Genomic DNA, 17,842 nt, shown 5'->3' on the forward strand with positions numbered 1-17,842 from the left:
GCGATTTGCAGTATTCACCGCCGCATGAAAGTCTCGTTCGCCCAATTTGCGCGCCCCGCGGCCAGCATCCTGGTGATGCTGTTGTTGGTGCTCTCGGCCGGCTGTCGCAACGATGCGTCGCAGCGGGATGCGTACATTCGCGAGCTGCGGCTGCACGAGGACCGGATTTACGAGCTGCAAAGCAACATGTCGGAGTACCAACAGTTGCTCCGCTGCCAGCGAATGGAGAACGCCCAGCTTCGCGAGAAACTCGAGAGCGGCGAGACGTTGGAGGCCGAACTGCTGGAGGACGACGTCGAGGACGTAGAGCGAAGCTTGCTGGATGGACCTCCAGACGCTGAGGAGCTGCCCAACGTCGATTTCGGCGTACCCGATGCTGGCGAGCCGGAGGGACCGCCCGAAGCGAGCGGCGACCTATCAATGCGCGCCGGCGAAGGCCAGACGCAACTGGCGTCGGCCACGGTGTTCGCCCCGCCGCCTCGACCGAGCACGCCTGCTGAGTCGTGCGCGATCTACGCCGAGCAAATGCCGATCGAACCATCGGCCACCAGTGGCGAGAACGGCATCGGGCTGATGGCCATTGTCGAACCGCTGACCGGCACCGGCGCGAACGGCTACTTCGCCGGCGAGGTGTCGCTGATGTTGATCGACCCCGTGGCAGGCGAAGAGAACTGGGAGCTCGCCCGCTGGGATTACACGCCGGAGGAAGTGGAAGCCGCGTGGCGCGATGTTTCGCGCCGAGTGCTCGACTTGCCGCTGGCGGTGCCGAGCTCCGCGCCGCGAGGGCGGCACTTGGAACTGTGGGTGCGACTGATCCCCACCGAGGGCGACCGCAAGATACTGTGCTCGACCACCATCACGCTGGCCGAAGAAATCGCCATGCTGGGCGTGCCGGTGAGCGGCGGCGAGAGCAGTACCGATCCCACCGCACTGGTTACCAGCGGCTGGCAAGCGGCCGACGACTTGAGTACGCCAGCAGCCCAGCCGAAGAAGAAGTCGCCATCCACGTGGCAAGCCGCCACCCGCTTGCCCCCGCCCGCGATCGCGCGAGCGGAGGCCAAGGATGGGCGGGGCAGTGGTACGTCCGATGTTGCCCGACGAGCCCCGGGATGGAGTCCGTTTCGGTAGGCGAGAATCACTTCGGCAGTTTTTCATGCCCCCTCTCCTAGCCTCTCCCCGCAAGTGGGAGAGGGATAGAAGACGAAGTGATTCTTTTACTCAACTCATTTTCTTAGCGACTCGGCGGCGCAGTAGTAGCAAGCCGAGTGCACCAACGCCAGCGATTGCGAAGCTGGCCGGTTCGGGGACGACAGCGAAGCTAACCCGCAGTACGGGCGTATCGGACGCCAGCAGCGAGCTATCGAAGTTGTAGCCCGCCGCGGTTTCGAGGCCGTTGAAAGCGGACAGATCGCTGAAGTTGAACTGAACGGGATCTCCCTCGTCGACTCGGTTAGCGTTGGTTCCGATGGCGAGGAAGGCTGCGTTCTCAGGGATTTCTTGTTCCGACCCCGCGTCCCAAATGCGTGAAGCGTCCTCTTCGATCTGGTCGAGGATCAAGTTGCCGGCGTTGTCAAAGATCTGGAATGCGGTGGGATTGGCGTTGCCCAGGAAGTGATCGTTACTGGGCACGACCATCGTGGCGAAGGTGAAGTACTGATTGGTGGGGTCGACTTCGACGACCGTCGACGACACTCCGCCTGGAAGGAACGGACCGCCCGGGGGTGGCAAGACGCTTCCGAGGTTTGCGTCGGGTTCTGCTGCTACAAAAGCCGGGAACCAGGTCGAACCCGAACCGCCTTCGGCAACCGATACGATGGGCGCGCTGGCGATATCAGCCTCTCCGAGCAAGAAAGCTACTTCGTTGTTGTTGAACGCGTCGAACGTGCCATTGCCGACGCCAAACCGCAATGGAGCCAGGGAAACACTGTTCTCTGGCGCCAAGTTTTCGACGGTGATACGCAAGGACACCGCCTCGGCAACAGGGGCCATCGCCAGCAACAGTGCGGCGGCGATGAGAGGGAGAAATCGGGACATTGAGAAACTCCATGGTTACTAATACACAGGTGATACAAAAGGAAGACCGGATGCGATCTACCAACGCCCAGCCGACCAACGGGTCGCTGGTGCGCAACTCAAGCTGTTCGGGTCACTTGCTTTCTCTGAGGATTCCGGGGCCATCGGCAGCAACACCTGCTGCCTGTCCCGTTAGTCGCGCAAGGAAAGCGGCGATTACAAGCGGCTGGAGAAATAGCCAGAAAAAGTGCGAATCAGCTATCGCTACGACGCATCGACTCGATGATTTGCGACTTCGCGCTGGGCGAGAGGCCCTCGCACGACTTGCCCAGCGCACGCCGGACTTCGTCGGGCATCTGCCTGGCTGCCTGCTGCAACTGGCGAAGCTGCCGGGCAACGCGTCGGCATGGCTTGCAGACGAGGAAGTGCATACGCACGGCCCACCGTTCACTGAACGTGAGATCGCGGTCGAGCGCCTCCGAAGCAAGCAGCGAGGCTTGCTGGCACTGGCACTTCAAGATGAGTTTCAGATCGGGAAATTTCATGGATTTGACTCGCGACTACCGAGCCACTTTCCTTGCAAACACTCTCGCAACAACAACCGCGCCCGATGCAACCGCACTGCCAGGTTTTGTCGCGTGATGCCCAACCGCTGGCAGGTCTCTTCGATGGGCTCCGCTTCCACCTCTCGCATCTGGAAAGCCACCGACATGGTTGCTGGCAACCCTTGGATGCAATGCTGGAGCGAAGTCCAGAACTCGCTACGTTCCGCTGGGCTATTCGGATCGATGGCGATCTCGCTCACCGCGCGTCGCCATATCCCGTGCTCGTCAAACATATCGGACGACGCTGCATCGCTATCGCCGCCAGTCGGCGTTTCACGTAAGCGACCAGCGCGGCGAAAGTGGTCGGCGATCTTGCGATGCAGGATGGCCACCAGCCACGTGCCTCGGGCGCTGCGGCCGTCGAAGTTGTCTCGACTCTTCCAAGCCGCCAGAAAGGCTTCCTGCACCACGTCCTCGGCTGCGGAGCGATCGGCGATGCGGGAGATCGCCACTCGAAACAGCATGTCGCCGTACCGCTCGACCCACGCATCAGGCGACTCGGTCGCCCGCATGTTATTTGCTGTCGTGGGTTCGTCCACGCTTGGTCTCCGCGTTGGAACAGGTACGTCTACGATTAGTCGTTCCTCGCGGCTCACGATTACAGTCAAAGCGAAGAGATTTGGCAAAAGCCGACGCCGACTCCCATTCTACACCAGCCGCGAGAGGGGCGCGCAAGAAAAAACGGGACGCTCTCACCGAAGTGGGAGCGTCCCGTGGAGTTTCCTGGCGCTCAGCGGAGCAAGCTGCTTACATCTTGGCCAGCTTGTCGATCAGGTCGACGGTGCGGCAGCTGTAGCCCCACTCGTTGTCGTACCAGCTGACAACCTTGATCATGTTGTCGCTGATCGCGGTAGTCCAAGGACCAGCGAAGATCGAGCTGTGCGGATCACCGATGATGTCGGTCGAGACAATCGGGTCCTCGGTGTAGCACAGGATGCCCTTTAGCGGGCCTTCGGCGGCAGCCTTCATCGCGGCGTTCACGTCCGCAGGCTTAGCGGCCTTCTCCAGGTTCACGGTCAGGTCGACCACCGAACCGGTCACTACCGGCACCCGCATGGCGTAACCAGTGAGCTTGCCGTTCAGGTCGGGAATCACCAAACCAACCGCCTTGGCCGCGCCAGTGCTGGTGGGGATGATGTTCATCGCGGCCGCGCGAGCACGGTAGGGATCCTTGTGCGGCAGGTCCTGCACGTTCTGGTCGTTCGTGTAGGCGTGGATCGTGCACATCAGGCCTTCCTTGATGCCGAACGATTCGTGCAGCACCTTGGCCACGGGCGCCAAGCAGTTGGTTGTGCAACTGGCATTCGAAATGCACTTGTGATCCGACGTGAGCTGATCGTCGTTCACGCCCATCACGCAGGTCAGGTCGGCACCGTCCTTCGCGGGCTGGCTCAGCACCACCTTCTTGGCGCCGGCCTTCAGGTGGGTATCGTAGCCCGGCTTGTCGGCGGTCGAACGGGCGGCAAACACGCCGGTCGACTCGACCACAACGTCCACGCCCAAGTCGCCCCACGGCGCCTCGGCCGGATTGCGGATAGCGGTGGCCTTTATCTTCTTTCCGTTGACGATCAGGTTCTCGTCGTCGTAGTCCACCGTGCCGGGGAAACGGCGGTGAGTGCTGTCGTACTTCAGCAAGGTGGCGAGCATCTGGTTGTCCGTCAGGTCGTTAATCGCGACCACTTCGAACTCGTCGCTGCGCTCTACCAGGCCGCGGAAGGTCAGACGACCGATCCGGCCAAAACCGTTGATTGCGACTTTGATAGCCATAAGTTGTTCTCCTACAAAATGAGGCGCCACGGTAGACGGCCGTGGCAGGGTTCGCCTGTTAATTGTTTCGTTCTAAGGCCGAACCAGAATTATAGTGCTCGGCCTAAGTGGTCAAAAGGGGCCGCAATCGCACCCTGCGGCTTCCGTCATGGGTAATTCGGAGTATCTTGTCGTAATGCAGATCCCCCATTGGCAGCTCCCCCCTGGCGTTTCGCACGGCACCTGGGAATACACCCAGCGCGATAGCATCGCTACGGACTACGACGACTACTTCGCCTTCAATTCCTTGTTCGAGTTCGACGAGGCGCTCCTGGCAGAAGAGTTCCAGCCACCCGGCCTGGTAGCCGACCTGGGGTGCGGCACCGCGCGAGCCCTGGTGCCCCTGGTGAAAAACGGGCATCGCGGGCTGGCCATCGACCTGTCGGAGCCAATGTTAAAAATTGTGGAAGATAAGGCCGCCGAGGAAGAGCTCGACATCCGCTGCGTCAAAGCCAACCTGGTGGAACTCAACGACAACGTGGTGCCCACCGCCTCGGTCGACTACGCGATGTGCATGTTCAGTACGCTCGGCATGATTCAGGGGCACGTAAACCGTGAGCGAGTGATGGTCAACACGCTGCGGATGCTCAAGCCCGGCGGCAAGCTGGTGGTGCACGTTCACAACTTCTGGTTCAACTTGTACGACCCTGGGGGACCGCGTTGGCTGGCGCGAAATCTGTTGGAAGGGACTTTCGGCCGCCGTGTCGAAGTGGGCGACAAGTTCTTCGCCTACCGCGGTGTGACCGATATGTACCTGCACGTGTTCCGCCCCCGCGAGCTGCGTCGGCTGTTCACCGAAGTGGGATTCAAAATCCATCGCTGGGTACCGCTGGAAGTCGCCCGCCGCCATGCACTCCAGCGTCCGTGGCTATTTCCGTCGCTGCGGGCCAACGGCTGGATCGTCGTGGGGCAGAAACCGGCAAGCGCGTAAGTTGATGAACAGGCGAATTCGGGGTAAGGTCGAAGTCGTCGGTGGCACATCGCACACCAATGGAAGCAGTTTTGAACAGGAGACAACAGAGAGAACAGAGTAGTTCGTTTTTCTACCCTCTGCTCCCTCTGTTGTCTCCTGTTAAAAAACGACCGCGGCTCAATTCTCCTCCACCAATCCAATCCGCAACACAACACTAACAGCATCTCAACTCACCTTTCCAAGTTAAAGATTATGTGCAAGCAACTCTGGTTACTCACGCTCGTCTGGTGTCTGCCCGCGCTGGCCCTCGCTCAGCGGGACCACACATTGGTCGACGACTACTACAACATTGGCAACATCCACCAACAGGTTTCAACCGAATCGGAAGAAGCACAACCGTGGTTCGATCGTGGACTAGCGATGTGCTTCGGCTTCAATCACGAAGAGGCCGTGCGGTGCTTCGACAAAGCGATTGCGGCCGATCCCGATTTGGCGATCGCCTACGCCGGCAAGGCGTACGCGCTGGGGCCAAATTTCAACAACATGGAAATCACCCGCGAGCAGATGCTCCAGGCGCACGCCTGCATCGAACAGGCGCTGGAGCGAATCGAGCACGCGGGGCCGCCGGAGGCAGCCATCATTCGCGCGATTGCCAAGCGCTCGGGGCCGGACATTCCCGAGGACTTTGAAGAGCGTGGCCCCTACAACCAAGCGTACGCCGACTCGATGGGAGAGGTGTATAAGAAGTACGGCGACAATCCCAACGTGGCTGAGATGTATGCCGAGTCGTTGATGAACCTGCAGCCATGGAAGCACTGGACGCCCGAGGGCACGCCAGGCGAGCATACCGAAGAGATCATCAAAGTGATCGAGCGGGCGTTCGAGACACACCCCGATCATCCCGGACTGTGCCACATGTACATCCACGTGATCGAGGCCTCGCCCACGCCAGAAAAAGCCCTTCCCGCGGCCGACCGACTCCGCGGCGCCGTGCCGGGCAGCGGCCACCTGACGCACATGCCGACGCACATCGACGTGCTGCTCGGTGAGTACGACCGGCTAATCAAAACCAACCTGGCGGCCATCGAAGTCGATAAGGAGTTTCTCGATCGCGAAGGAGCGATGAACTTCTACACGCTGTATCGCATTCACAACTATCACTTCGTCGTGTACGGCGCGATGTTCGACGGGCAGAGCAAGGTGGCCCTCGATGCAGCGCGGGCCATCAACCGCGAAGTGCCCGAGGACCTGCTCAAGGCGCAGGTCGACTTCCTCGACGCGTTCATGCCCACCGCACTGCATGTGATGGTGCGGTTCGGTCAGTGGGAGGAGATTCTCAACGAGCCCGAGCCGGCCGAGTACCTACCGATGACCAAAGCCATCCGTTTATACGCCCGCACGATCGCCTACGCAGCGACCGACCGGGTGGCGGAGGCTGAAGCGGAGCGCGAGAAGTTCATCGAGGCCGTTAAGCAAGTACCCGAGACCAGCTTCCTTTTTCAGAACGACTCTTTGAGCATCCTGAAAGTCGCCCGAGCAATGGTCGATGGCGAAGTCGCTTATCGTAAGGGGAATATCGACGAGGCCTTCGAGCGCCTTCGCACAGCGGTGGAGTTGGACGACGGCTTGAACTACGACGAGCCATGGGGATGGATGCAACCGGCCCGCCACGCCCTAGGAGCACTGCTCGCCGAGCAAGGCCGCTACGCCGAGTGCGAGGAGGTGTACCGCGAAGACCTCGAGCGGCATCCCAAAAACCCCTGGGCGCTACAGGGACTGACCGAGTCGCTGATGAAACAGGGCAAACTCGACGAAGCCCGCAAGTACAACGCGGAATTTGAAAAAGCCTGCGAGCGAGCCGACGTGGTCATTAATCGTTCGTGCTTCTGTCGACTGAAAGTCGCTGACGAGGTAAGTAGTATGCCGGAATAGGTCCCCACGCTGTGCGAATCAATCGATAGAACGCATAAATACCCAGAATTCCGCGCAGAATACTTGCACATCGCGGGTGTCGTCTGTAGTTTGAACTTTGGTGGGAGGGGTTTATGCATTCCGGTTTCGCGGCGTGCACGGTCCGTATGCTTCTTGCATCTCACCTCACGGACTTACCTTAGCACTTCAGTCTCCGGAGACGTTGCAATGAACCGTCTGATACTCCTGATTTTCGCTGCTGGCTGTGTTGTCCAATCCACCGTCACGGCCCAAGAGCTCTTTCGCGACGAAATGACCAGCGGCGCCGGTTGGGGCGTGAACGCAAGCAGCGGCGATTCCGCGGCCACTTTTGGCTACAACTACAGCGCCGACGACATACCCGAAGCACCCAACAGCCAGGGGGGAGACACTGCCACGACCGGCGTGAAGCTTGAGGCCAACATAACCGCTGGTGCGTTGGACGTGTTTACGCTGTACCCCATCGGTGAGAGTTTCTCTGGTTCCTACCAACTGCGGTTCGACGCGTGGATGAATTACGACGCGAACGAGCGGATCAACGGAGGATCGGCCGGCACCACGGAATTCCTCGGTGGTGGTATCGGATACGACAACGTCGCCGCCGACATTGGCATCGGCGCGCAGATCCTTGCAACCAACGATGGCGGATCGGGCAGCGACTGGCGGGCCTTCGGCGACGGATCTTTCCTGGATCCCTCGGAAATGATTGCCGGCAGCCGCAACGGCTTTGATAGTCACTATTCCGACTTCCTGCCGGGCGTGGCGCCGCCGGCCGGCCAAGCTCAAGCTGCGTTCCCCGCAGGCACGGCCGGCTCACCCGGCTTTCAGTGGATCACGTTCGAGGTGAACACTGCACATGGAAGGTCTGCTGTGTTCATTGAGAAACCCGGTGGAGATCGTCTCCACATCACAACCATCAACGCGTACGGCGCACGACCCTACACGTCCGACGGTAACATCGGCGTCGTCTATGCCGACTTCTTCTCGTCGGTTACCTCGCGTCCCGATCTGACCTTCGGCATCGTCGACAACGTTGTCGTGAATCAGATCCCCGAGCCAGGCACCGCTATGAGCCTGACGATCGTTTCGTGCTTGGCGCTGGCATGGCGACACCGTCGCAGTCGGGCGGCGAAGTAATACAGCGCACCTAGAGACTCAATCCGGCTTCGACTTGTCGTCCGAGCCTGATTGGGATTCGCTTGCGCGGTTTTGCAGATACTTGGATAGTCGCTCCAAGTCGTCGGTATTGATCAGATCGACCCCGTTGTCGAGCAGAGTGCCCCACAAGCGTTCGGAGTCGGGCGTGGCCCAGAAGCGAACGATACGTCCCGATTCGTGAGCCTCCCCGGTAACTTCGCGGAGCCTCCGAAGCTGGGCGGAGGTCAACTCGTCTTCGCCAAAGTGCTTGCCCCAATGGTCGCTGACCACCGGCATCGCCGCGGCCGAGGCGTTGGACTCCAGCTCCGACAGCCGACCATCGGCGCCGGCGAGCCGGACGCCATCGATCATAATGCCGCGCCGCGGCTCCGCGCCAGAAAGGACAATCGTGACCGCAGGCGGTGCGTCTTCGCCGGTGCGTCGGCCTACCATCGACTTGTACTCCAGCAGTTGCTTGCCGAGTACTTCGCGTGTCGCGCTGGCGCGCTCTTTGACGTCGATGAACAGGTAGAACGGGACCTTGGCTTGGTGCACGTAGCCGCCCTGCTGTTTGACTCGCTTGGCCAACGGCTCGAGGTAGAGGTTCTGCAGCGTGCGCTCGGGCCGCAGCTCGTGCCGGTCGTGCCCTACCAACAACTGGCCGTCGACCAGATAGATGTCGGCCTCGACGCTGTTGAAGCCATGGTCCAACGCATCCAGCAAAGGTCGCTGGTGGTAGTAGTCGTTATGAGCGTGCGCGTGGCGAAGTGGCGTTGGCTTACGCGTCTCATCCGCCGCCAGCGAGCTTGCTGATGCGAGCAGCACCACGATCAGCCACATAGCGTGCTTGGTCTCAACCACGTCCGAACCTCCCCAAAGTACAAGCATGCCCTACCCAACGTAGTGCAAATTGTACCAGAACCATCGAACCGGAACTTCCTGCGGCGCAGAACGACGGACGAGTGCTAAACGACCTCCCATCAGCGGGCGAGGGTTCAGAATTTTTTGGCGGCTTCTGAGCTTCCAAAGGAGTCTGGACCAATAAGATTGACCGGCGCAGAGGATTTATATAGGATGTTACGATTGGTGCGGGAAACGTCATGCAGACCTCACTTCTCGTTCTTCCACACAGGCGACAACCTGCCCCCGCGGTGATTCCATGAGAATCCGACGCCGTCCAGCAGCCAGCGAACTGCCTCGCGCCTGGTCGACGTACCGCCTGGCATTCACGCTGGTCGAGTTGTTGGTAGTAATTGCCATCATTGGCATTCTAGTCGCGATGCTCTTGCCGGCAGTGCAATCGGCTCGCGAAGCCGCCCGTCGCACATCGTGCACTAACAACCTGAAGCAACTTGGCTTAGCGGCGCTGAACTACGAGAGTACCAACCGACGCCTTCCCCCAGGCTACCTGGCAGGTACTCAACTTCCTCAACAGATGGGCGCCATCGGCCATACCATCTCGGGTCAGCAATACATCTACCAGCTCAACGGAGTGTTGACGTACCTGCTTCCCTACGTCGAGGCCACGGCCGTCTACGACCGTTTCACGACTAGCCTGAATATGGACCCCGACCAGTACGGCCCCACCCATTGGTACGAGGATCCCGATGCATCCGTTGCTGCCCAGGCCAACATTCCTGGATTCCTCTGCCCCTCGATGCTAGTGGAACAGCCGTCGTGGGGCGCGCTCTGGGCGAAGTGGGAGAAGTTCCAACCGTCGGGTGCACTGGATACTTATTTCATCCCTCCCCCTCCCGGTGCTCCTCCCGTCGGGCTCACTCACTATCAAGGCGTCCGAGGGTTGTGCGGCAAGCAGGGCAATTTCCTTCCTGGTGGAGGCGAACCGCTACTTCGGTTCATCGAGAAGGACGTATCCAACTCAATCGACGATGGTTGGATTGGCGTGTTCTTTGTGCGAAGCAAAACCAAACTGGGGCAAGTGACCGACGGCGCTTCCAATACCCTGATGTTCGGCGAAGCACCTGGCATGGTCACAAGCCGCTTCACCATAGGTAGCGAGGACTTTGGGGGACACGTCGTGGGCATCCCCTGGGCAAGCAACGCTACCTTGCCAACCTGGAGAGGCTTGGACGGAGGTCCGGACACCGATGTATACCTGAACCGGTTTGGCAGCCTTCATAAGGGAGACGTTGTCAACTTCTGCTATGTGGATGGTTCGGTGCATCAGCTGAAGAAAGATATCGGCATTGATGTGTTAGCCTTTCTTGCGAGCATGAAGGGTGGCGAGGTCATTGATAGCTCAGAACTCTAAATTGAAAGCCAACGGCACCCCAATGCATACTCGTTCAACTGGTATCCTTCGTATGGGACTCCACTGCTTGGTCGTCACCACGGCTTTCTGCGGTGTAACCGGTTGTGTCGAAGAGGCTCGGGAAGCCAAGATTCCAGACAATGCGCAGCCATTGCCCGAGGCGGGGCCGGTTCAATCGTTCGGGGATACGGATTCTACATCCTCACCAGACGTCGACGTAGCCAACTAGAGCGTTTTGTCACACCGCTTCGATGTGCAGCCCCCGGCGCCGGCGTTCTTTGCGCCGTAAGTCGTCAATCAAATCGGCAACCCTGCGCACGTCGTCAATGCCTGGCACGTTCATGGTCGGATCGGTGACGTCGCTACTCAAGAGGTGGATCGTACCGACGTTGAACATCCGCTCAATTGGGCCCTGACGGAACGTCACGTCGTCGATGTCGATCAGTTCGATGCGATCGATCCGCCGCCATAAGATGCCGGCTTCGTGGATGAAGCGTTGGTTGGTCAAATAGTAGTGCACGCCGAATCGGCGATAGGCGTACCGCCCGCCGAGCGCCGCCCAGCCAATCAACAAAGCCAGGAATAGCCAGCCGAAGTGGTTCGACAGGTACAGAACGCCTGCTACCAGGGCGAGGATGGTAATCACGCCAGCGGCGATCCACCAGCCAATCATCGCCTTGGGCGAGTAGCAGCCGTTCCACACGTCCTCTTCCAGGTGGTCGTCGTCCGTTTGCCGTGCAGCAGCCGCCTGCTGAAATTTGCTGCGGGGGTCGGTACCCGTGACCGGCACGGGAAACTCCGCATCGTTCTCCGCCTGTTCGGCTTGGGCGTCATCGCCCGCCAAACGGGCTCCACAATGCTGGCAGAAAGTGGCGTTAGGATCGGTTTCGCTAGCACAGCTCGGACAATTCATCGACGAACACTCGTTGTACGGGACCTATTGGTTTCGGCGAAGCGCCACGCAGGCAAGCCCTCAGTTTGCCCCAAAACCTACTTCGCTAGCAAGCTCCCAATCTTGGCAAACTTCTGAATACGAGGTCGCGGGATAGTTGTGGATGCCACAAGCCGACGTGTATACTCAACCTCCATGAAGTGCCCTTTTTGCCGCGTTGACAACGACCGCGTCATCGATTCGCGAGCCAGCCAGGATGGATCGGCCATCCGCCGCCGTCGCGAGTGCTTGGGCTGTGGCCGACGGTACACCACCTACGAGCGGCCCGAGGAAACGACCATCAAGGTCGTAAAGAAAGACGGTTCGCGGGCACCGTTCTCCCGGGACAAGATCCGCCGCGGCCTGGAGCGGGCCTGCTGGAAGCGGCCCATCACAAGCCGCCAGATCGACACGACGGTCGCCGCCATCGAGAACGACGTCTACGCTCAGTTCGACACCGAGGTCGAGTCACGCGAGCTAGGCATGCTGGTCATGCAGCACCTGCAACACCTGGACGAGGTGGCCTTCGTCCGCTTCGCGAGCGTCTACCGGCAATTCAACGACGTGCAGGACTTCTTCGAAGAACTCCGTCCCATGCTGGCCAAACGCCCCCCCATCACCCCGCGCTAGCCGCCCCGTCCACCGGAGTCGGGCCTTGGTTGAAAGCGGACGGGAATGTCGTAGAATTGGAGAATTACTTGGGGCGGTAGCTCAGTTGGGAGAGCGCTGCGTTCGCAATGCAGAGGTCGGGAGTTCGACTCTCCTCCGCTCCACTGATTTTCTGCTACTCGACTTGGCTGCGCCAAGATCTCGTGACACTTTGGCCATTTCTGCTACTCGACTTGGCTGCGCCAAGATCTCGTGACACTTTGGCCATTTCTGCTACTCGACTTGGCTGCGCCAAGATCTCGTGACACTTTGGCCATTTCTGCTACTCGACTTGGCTGCGCCAAGATCTCGTGACACTTTGGCCATTTCTGCTACTCGACTTGGCTGCGCCAAGATCTCGTGACGCTGTGCCATTTCTGCTACTCGACTTGGCTGCGCCAAGATCTCGTAGCTTATCTCTTAACCGCGTTCACCGGCGGCCAGCTCATTCACCGCCGATCGAATCGCCTCGCGTCCCGTTACCGGTGCCTGGCAGGCTTGGTTCTCGCACACGTAAAGTGCAACCTCGTCGCCCGCGTCGCGGCCTTGGAACAAGGCGTCGAGTGGTCCACTGGTCTTCGCTTCCTCCCTCACGGCAAAGACCGAGCGCGGCAGGAGTTGCTGCCATGCCTCCAACGCTAACTGCGATGCGCCGGTGCCGGTGAAGACGAGTTCTTGCGTGGGACCAACGTACAGGTCCAACGCCACAAGCATCTGCCCGGTGGCCATCGGAATCTGCTGCATCAACGGCGCGGCTGCCGCAAGGATCGCTTCGGCCGTGTCGAGGTACTCGCTTCGTCCAGTGAGATTGCCAAGCCGCAGCAAGGCCAAGGCGGCCATCGAGTTGCCGCCCGGCGTGGCGTTGTCGGTGAGGTCTTTGTTGCGGGTGAGCAGTTCTTCGTGGTCGTCGGCTGTGAAATAAAAGCCCGCTTCCCACTTCCCCTGTTCATCGGCACCGCCGAAATGCTTGAGTACTGTGTCCATCAGGTCGATCGCTGCTGTGATGTACGACTCGTCGAACGTTGCTTCGTACAGCGTGACCAGGGCGCTCGCCAGCGCGGTGTAGTCGTCCAGGTACGCGGCCAGCTTGGCGGTGCCGCCACGCCAGGTGTGCAGCAGCCGCCCTCGCTCATCGCGCATCTCGGCCAGGATGAAATCGGCCGCTTTCCTGGCGGCGGCAATGTAACGCGGCTCGCCGAGCACTGCTCCTGCCTTGGCGAAGGCGTCGATCGCCAGCGCGTTCCAGCTCACCAGCACCTTGTCATCAAGCCCGGGCCGGGTGCGCTTGCTGCGCTCGGCCAGTAGCTTCTGCCGACACTCGGCAAGCTCGGCTGCCAGCTCCTCCGTCTCGCGACCCAGCAGCTTGGCCTGCTGTTCGATGGTCTTGGGCAAATTCAAAATGCTCTGGCCCTCGAAGTTGCCACCATCGCGCACGTCGTACACGCGACAGAACACGTCGGCCGCGTCGCCCAGCACTTGTTGGACTTCCGTTGGAGTCCAGACGTAAAACTTACCTTCCACGCCCTCGCTATCGGCGTCCTCGGCGCTATAGAACCCACCCGCCGGGTCGGTCATGTCGCGTAGCAAGTAGTCGAGCGTCTCGGTAACCACCTGCCGGTACTGCTCGTCGCCGGTCGCCTGGTACGCTTCGAGGTACACCACGGCCAGTAGCGAGTTGTCGTACAGCATCTTCTCAAAGTGCGGCACCAGCCAGCGGGCGTCGACACTGTACCGCGCGAAGCCGCCGCCCAGGTGGTCGTACATGCCGCCTTGGAACATCTTGTTGAGCGACGCGGTCACCATGTGCAGCCACTGGTCGTTGCCGTTGCGCTGCCACCAGCGGAGCAACAACTGCAGCTCGAATGGGTGAGGAAACTTCGGCGCTTCGCCAAACCCACCGTGAATGGGATCGAACATCCGCTCCAGCGCGTGCGCAGCGGCGTTCAACAGACTCCTGTCGAGCGGCACCGAGATCCCTTCGGCCCCTTTGCGGGTGATCTGTTCGAGTTCGGCCGTGAGCTGCTCCGCTCCCTTGAGCGCTTGATCGCGTCGATTAGTCCAAGCATCGTCCACAGCCGCCAAAACCTGATCGAACCCAGGCATGCCGCGCGAGGCGGTCGGCGGCCAGTAGGTTCCGCCATAGAACGGTTTCAGCTCGGGCGTGAGGAACACGCTCATCGGCCAGCCACCATGCCCGGTCATCAACTGCACCGCGTTCATGTAGATCTGATCGAGGTCGGGCCGCTCCTCGCGATCGACTTTCACGCACACGAACTTTTCGTTCATCATCGCGGCGATGCGCGGATCCTCAAAGCTCTCGTGCTCCATCACATGACACCAGTGACATGCCGAGTAACCGATCGAAAGAAAAATCGGCTTCTCTTCAGCGCGCGACCGCTCCAAAGCATCCGGCCCCCAAGGATACCACTCGACGGGATTATCCTTGTGTTGGAGGAGGTAAGGAGAGGTTTCTTTGGAGAGTTTGTTCGGCATTTGAATCGTTATTCGGTGACGAATTTACGTGCTATTCTTCCTAGACGCCACATTCTTCAAGGAGATGCGATGTCGGCCTTGGCTTGTCCCCCCAACCGATCACGAGTACACGTGACGTCAAGTTGTCTGCCCAATCTAAAACTTCATGGGATCCGCCTTGCACTTGCTGCAACTTTGGAAAAAGCGGCGCAAGTGTGGCTTGAAGCCAATCGCGATTTCGCTCCTCGTCGATGTCTGTCGGACTTAGAGATACTTCAGTCTCTATTAGGCAACTAAGCAAAGTGGGATATGTTTCCGGAACATCCAGTTCTTCCCATCGGCGATCTAAATACCACAGTTCTTCTGGACCTTTAGGGCCAAACTCGACGACACCGACGCCTTCTCCTGATTGCATCCGCTGAGTTGCCTCTTTCAAAGCAATGAGCCTACCTTGACCCTTGAGATACTGACGCCGCAATTGGTCTCGCTTCCAAGCTCTATACATGAAATAAGGTGAAACAAGTAGACTACAAATTAATGCCAACGTCACCCACAATACTGCAATCAACATATACAGCGCGAAGACTATCCAAAACCACCAGGGCAGACTGTGTGGGTTTGCAGAGCTTGGCATTTGATTTGCCCCCTAATCGATCCACCCGCCCCCAAGGACGCGATCACGCTCGTAGCAAACAACCGCTTGTCCCGGAGCCACTGCGAACTGCGGCTCGTCGAACACCACGCTCAGGCGGCCATCGGTGCGTCGCGTAAACTCCGCCGATGCGGCAGACGCGTTGTAGCGGATTTGGGCTAAGCCGCGGATTGGCTCGTCGATGGCCACGTCTGTGAGCCAATTGCACTCAGCGGCAGTGAGCTCTCGGCGGCCGAGTTCCTCGCGGTCGCCTAGCACGACGCGGTTGGTGTCGGGTTCGATCCGCACGACGAACTTCCGCTCGCCGAGCGCCACGCCGAGGCCCTTGCGCTGGCCGACCGTGAATCCTTCGATGCCCTCGTGCTTGCCAACGACTTCACCCGAAGTGGTAACGAACTCACCCGGCGTGGAGGTTCCTTCGCGGCGGCGTTTGACGAATTCGTCGTAGCGGCCGCTGGTCACAAAGCAAATCTCCTGGCTGTCCTTCTTCTCGGCGACGTTCATGCCGACTTTGGCGGCCAACTCGCGGATCTGCGGCTTGCGGTAGTCGCCCACCGGAAGCATCATCCGCTCCAGGTACTGCCGCTCGATGCCAAACAGCACGTACGACTGATCCTTGGCGTCGTCGATGCCGCGGACCAGCGCCACTTCGCCCACGCGGCGGACCAAGCGAGCGTAGTGCCCCGTAGCGACGTATTCGGCGCCCACCGAGTCGGCGTAGTCGAACAGCTTGCCGAACTTGATCCAGTTGTTGCACTGCACGCACGGGTTGGGCGTGCGGCCACTGACGTACTCGGCGGTGAAGTAGTCCATGATCCGCCCGAACTCCTCGTTCAGATCGATAGCGTAGAATGGGATCGACAGCCGATCGGCCACGCGCCGCGCGTCCTCAGCATCGGCCGCGGTGCAGCATCCCTGCTTGTGGTCGAGCCGCACGATCGGAAGTTGCAAGCGAGCCGGGTCGTCCCCGACCCCGGACTGTCCGCCATGGGACTCAGCATCGCTCGCCGTGCTGCAAACCGCGGGGCTCTGCTCGCCGTGGCGCATGAACACACCGATCACCTGGTGGCCCGCCTCGGTGAGCAAATGGGCCGCCACGCTCGAATCGACTCCCCCGCTCATTGCCAGGACCACGCGTGCCATGCTTGCAGCATAGGCGCACGGCTGCCCGCGAACAACAGCCCGCCCTCGCGGGTCCTGACTCTTACCCCTATAATTCCGTAGCCGGAGTCGCAAGACTTCGGACCTCAGAACTCTTGCGAGTCCTGCTACCCCCAAGAAAGAAGCTCAAAGCCATGGAAAAGGAATTTGTCGACCGTGCGACCGGCATCCACGAGGCCCTGACTCAGCTCAGGGACTCTCTTTGACTACGCTCAAAAGAAGTCTCACATCGAGCAAATCGAACGGGAGCAGGGCGAGCCTGGCTTTTGGGACGATCAAGAGATGGCGCAGCAGAAGATCGGCGAGCTCAAGTCGCTGAATTCTGTGGTCGGACCACTGGACGAGGCCATCTCGGCGGCGGACGACCTGGCCGCGATGGTCGAGATGGCCGAAGAGGATGAGGAACTCGCCGCCGAAGTGCCTGGCGAGGTCGAGCGGATCGAGACAATGCTCGAGAAGCTCAAACTCAGCGCGCTGCTCTCCGGCGCGCACGACGCGGCCGGCGCGATCATCACCATCAACGCCCGCGACGGCGGCACCGACGCCAATGACTGGGCGGAGATGCTGCTGCGGATGTACATCCAGTGGGCGAATAAGAACGACTACAAGGTCGAACTGATCGATCGTCAAGACAACGAAGAGGCGGGCATTAACAACGCCACGATCGCGATTCGCGGCCCGATGGCCTACGGCTACCTGCGAGGCGAGACCGGCATTCATCGTTTGGTGCGGATCAGTCCGTTTAATTCCGAAGGCAAACGGCAGACCAGTTTTGCAGCGGTAGACGTGTCGCCCGAAATCAGCGACTCAGTGGAAGTTGAAATCAACGAAGGCGACGTTCGCACCGATACCTATCGGGCGAGCGGCGCCGGCGGTCAGCACGTTAACAAGACCGACTCCGCGGTACGGCTTACCCATGAGCCAACCGGCATCGTCGTGCAGTGCCAGAACGAACGTTCGCAGCACAAGAATCGCGCGACCGCCTGGAAGATGCTCCGTGCGCAGCTAGCCCGAGCAGAGGAAGAAAAACGCGAAGCCGCTGACGCGGCGAAGTACGGAGAGCAGGCCAAGACCGGTTTCGGCTCGCAGATCCGCAACTACTTCCTGCACCCCGACCAACGCGTGAAAGACGCTCGTACGAAGTTTCAGATGGGCAACTTCCACGCCGTGCTCGACGGCGACATCCAGGGGTTCTTGGAAAGCACGCTCCGCTGGCGAGCGGGGCAGCCAATCGAAGACGACGACGATGACGATTAGCGTGCTCCCTGCAGCCCTCGGCGGA

The 17,842-nt window shown here is 60.1% G+C and carries 16 protein-coding genes and 1 tRNA gene; 8 read left to right on the top strand and 9 right to left on the bottom strand.

The genetic code is table 11. From position 1 onward, the window contains the following. Positions 1-24 precede the first annotated feature (24 nt). Positions 25-1,128, top strand: a complete 1,104-nt coding sequence (locus ACQK2L_RS02050; protein ID WP_425395267.1) for a hypothetical protein — start codon at positions 25-27, stop codon at positions 1,126-1,128. A 90-nt stretch (positions 1,129-1,218) separates the two neighbouring features. Here the strand turns inward: ACQK2L_RS02050 and ACQK2L_RS02055 are convergent, their stop codons facing one another. The 4 genes from ACQK2L_RS02055 to gap all read right to left on the bottom strand — a co-directional run bounded on the left by ACQK2L_RS02055 (position 1,219) and on the right by gap (position 4,385). After that, a complete protein-coding gene (locus ACQK2L_RS02055; RefSeq protein WP_425395268.1) occupies positions 1,219-2,034 on the bottom strand; it encodes a spondin domain-containing protein in 816 nt (271 codons plus the stop codon). Between the two features lie 233 nt (positions 2,035-2,267). Continuing rightward, complete coding sequence (locus ACQK2L_RS02060; protein WP_425395269.1) at positions 2,268-2,558, bottom strand: zf-HC2 domain-containing protein; 291 nt, start codon at positions 2,556-2,558, stop codon at positions 2,268-2,270. Further along, on the bottom strand, positions 2,555-3,157 hold the full coding sequence (locus ACQK2L_RS02065) for a sigma-70 family RNA polymerase sigma factor (RefSeq protein ID WP_425395270.1): 603 nt from the start codon (positions 3,155-3,157) through the stop codon (positions 2,555-2,557). The genes ACQK2L_RS02060 and ACQK2L_RS02065 overlap by 4 nt, the downstream gene beginning before the upstream one ends. A 208-nt stretch (positions 3,158-3,365) precedes the next feature. Beyond that, positions 3,366-4,385 carry a type I glyceraldehyde-3-phosphate dehydrogenase gene (gap, locus tag ACQK2L_RS02070; RefSeq protein ID WP_425395271.1) on the bottom strand — a complete coding sequence of 340 codons (1,020 nt, stop codon included), beginning with the start codon at positions 4,383-4,385 and terminating at the stop codon, positions 3,366-3,368. Between the two features lie 148 nt (positions 4,386-4,533). On the opposite strand from gap, the gene ACQK2L_RS02075 reads away from it, so the two are divergent. The 3 genes from ACQK2L_RS02075 to ACQK2L_RS02085 all read left to right on the top strand — a co-directional run bounded on the left by ACQK2L_RS02075 (position 4,534) and on the right by ACQK2L_RS02085 (position 8,424). Further along, positions 4,534-5,355 (top strand): class I SAM-dependent methyltransferase, encoded by an 822-nt coding sequence (locus ACQK2L_RS02075; RefSeq protein ID WP_425395272.1) that lies wholly within the window; start codon positions 4,534-4,536, stop codon positions 5,353-5,355. Between the two features lie 234 nt (positions 5,356-5,589). Beyond that, on the top strand, positions 5,590-7,269 hold the full coding sequence (locus tag ACQK2L_RS02080; protein WP_425395273.1) for a tetratricopeptide repeat protein: 1,680 nt from the start codon (positions 5,590-5,592) through the stop codon (positions 7,267-7,269). A 207-nt stretch (positions 7,270-7,476) separates the two neighbouring features. Continuing rightward, positions 7,477-8,424 carry a hypothetical protein gene (locus ACQK2L_RS02085; protein ID WP_425395274.1) on the top strand — a complete coding sequence of 316 codons (948 nt, stop codon included), beginning with the start codon at positions 7,477-7,479 and terminating at the stop codon, positions 8,422-8,424. A gap of 18 nt (positions 8,425-8,442) precedes the next feature. Here the strand turns inward: ACQK2L_RS02085 and ACQK2L_RS02090 are convergent, their stop codons facing one another. Further along, positions 8,443-9,312, bottom strand: a complete 870-nt coding sequence (locus tag ACQK2L_RS02090) for a phosphatidylinositol-specific phospholipase C/glycerophosphodiester phosphodiesterase family protein (RefSeq protein WP_425395275.1) — start codon at positions 9,310-9,312, stop codon at positions 8,443-8,445. 271 nt (positions 9,313-9,583) lie between these two features. Here ACQK2L_RS02090 and ACQK2L_RS02095 point away from each other — a divergent pair, with 271 nt between their 5' ends. After that, on the top strand, positions 9,584-10,696 hold the full coding sequence (locus ACQK2L_RS02095) for a DUF1559 domain-containing protein (protein ID WP_425395276.1): 1,113 nt from the start codon (positions 9,584-9,586) through the stop codon (positions 10,694-10,696). A 238-nt stretch (positions 10,697-10,934) separates the two neighbouring features. Here the strand turns inward: ACQK2L_RS02095 and ACQK2L_RS02100 are convergent, their stop codons facing one another. Continuing rightward, a complete protein-coding gene (locus ACQK2L_RS02100; RefSeq protein ID WP_425395277.1) occupies positions 10,935-11,609 on the bottom strand; it encodes a PH domain-containing protein in 675 nt (224 codons plus the stop codon). A gap of 174 nt (positions 11,610-11,783) precedes the next feature. Here ACQK2L_RS02100 and nrdR point away from each other — a divergent pair, with 174 nt between their 5' ends. Next, positions 11,784-12,257, top strand: coding sequence for a transcriptional regulator NrdR (gene nrdR / locus ACQK2L_RS02105; protein ID WP_425395278.1), 474 nt, complete (start codon positions 11,784-11,786; stop codon positions 12,255-12,257). A gap of 70 nt (positions 12,258-12,327) precedes the next feature. Then, a tRNA-Ala gene (locus tag ACQK2L_RS02110) sits at positions 12,328-12,400 on the top strand. A gap of 295 nt (positions 12,401-12,695) precedes the next feature. On the opposite strand, the gene ACQK2L_RS02115 is transcribed toward ACQK2L_RS02110, so the two are convergent. Genes ACQK2L_RS02115 through mnmA form a run of 3 tightly spaced genes read right to left on the bottom strand, consistent with a single transcriptional unit; the run spans position 12,696 to position 16,542 of the window. Next, a complete protein-coding gene (locus tag ACQK2L_RS02115) occupies positions 12,696-14,768 on the bottom strand; it encodes a thioredoxin domain-containing protein (protein ID WP_425395279.1) in 2,073 nt (690 codons plus the stop codon). A gap of 40 nt (positions 14,769-14,808) precedes the next feature. Next, positions 14,809-15,381, bottom strand: a complete 573-nt coding sequence (locus ACQK2L_RS02120; protein ID WP_425395280.1) for a hypothetical protein — start codon at positions 15,379-15,381, stop codon at positions 14,809-14,811. A gap of 12 nt (positions 15,382-15,393) precedes the next feature. Further along, entirely contained in the window at positions 15,394-16,542 is a 1,149-nt protein-coding gene (gene mnmA, locus ACQK2L_RS02125; protein WP_425395281.1) for a tRNA 2-thiouridine(34) synthase MnmA, read from the bottom strand. 152 nt (positions 16,543-16,694) lie between these two features. Between mnmA and prfB the strand changes: the two genes are divergently transcribed. Beyond that, positions 16,695-17,817 (top strand): peptide chain release factor 2 gene (prfB, locus tag ACQK2L_RS02130; protein WP_425395282.1). Its coding sequence is split into 2 segments (ribosomal slippage): positions 16,695-16,763 and positions 16,765-17,817, totalling 1,122 coding nucleotides; the frame shifts between segments, so codons are not numbered across the junction. Positions 17,818-17,842: the final 25 nt, after the last annotated feature.

The sequence above is a fragment of the Aeoliella sp. genome (assembly GCF_965227375.1).
GTDB lineage: Bacteria > Planctomycetota > Planctomycetia > Pirellulales > Lacipirellulaceae > Aeoliella.

Bases quoted from the DNA above. Each gene is read 5' to 3' on its own strand.
- ACQK2L_RS02050 (WP_425395267.1), top strand. From the start codon at position 25: ATGAAAGTCTCGTTCGCCCAATTTGCGCGCCCCGCGGCCAGCATCCTG.
- ACQK2L_RS02055 (WP_425395268.1), bottom strand. From the start codon at position 2,034: ATGTCCCGATTTCTCCCTCTCATCGCCGCCGCACTGTTGCTGGCGATG.
- ACQK2L_RS02060 (WP_425395269.1), bottom strand. From the start codon at position 2,558: ATGAAATTTCCCGATCTGAAACTCATCTTGAAGTGCCAGTGCCAGCAA.
- gap (WP_425395271.1), bottom strand. From the start codon at position 4,385: ATGGCTATCAAAGTCGCAATCAACGGTTTTGGCCGGATCGGTCGTCTG.
- ACQK2L_RS02075 (WP_425395272.1), top strand. From the start codon at position 4,534: ATGGGTAATTCGGAGTATCTTGTCGTAATGCAGATCCCCCATTGGCAG.
- ACQK2L_RS02080 (WP_425395273.1), top strand. From the start codon at position 5,590: ATGTGCAAGCAACTCTGGTTACTCACGCTCGTCTGGTGTCTGCCCGCG.
- ACQK2L_RS02085 (WP_425395274.1), top strand. From the start codon at position 7,477: ATGAACCGTCTGATACTCCTGATTTTCGCTGCTGGCTGTGTTGTCCAA.
- ACQK2L_RS02090 (WP_425395275.1), bottom strand. From the start codon at position 9,312: ATGCTTGTACTTTGGGGAGGTTCGGACGTGGTTGAGACCAAGCACGCT.
- ACQK2L_RS02095 (WP_425395276.1), top strand. From the start codon at position 9,584: ATGAGAATCCGACGCCGTCCAGCAGCCAGCGAACTGCCTCGCGCCTGG.
- ACQK2L_RS02100 (WP_425395277.1), bottom strand. From the start codon at position 11,609: ATGAATTGTCCGAGCTGTGCTAGCGAAACCGATCCTAACGCCACTTTC.
- nrdR (WP_425395278.1), top strand. From the start codon at position 11,784: ATGAAGTGCCCTTTTTGCCGCGTTGACAACGACCGCGTCATCGATTCG.
- ACQK2L_RS02115 (WP_425395279.1), bottom strand. From the start codon at position 14,768: ATGCCGAACAAACTCTCCAAAGAAACCTCTCCTTACCTCCTCCAACAC.
- ACQK2L_RS02120 (WP_425395280.1), bottom strand. From the start codon at position 15,381: ATGCCAAGCTCTGCAAACCCACACAGTCTGCCCTGGTGGTTTTGGATA.
- mnmA (WP_425395281.1), bottom strand. From the start codon at position 16,542: ATGGCACGCGTGGTCCTGGCAATGAGCGGGGGAGTCGATTCGAGCGTG.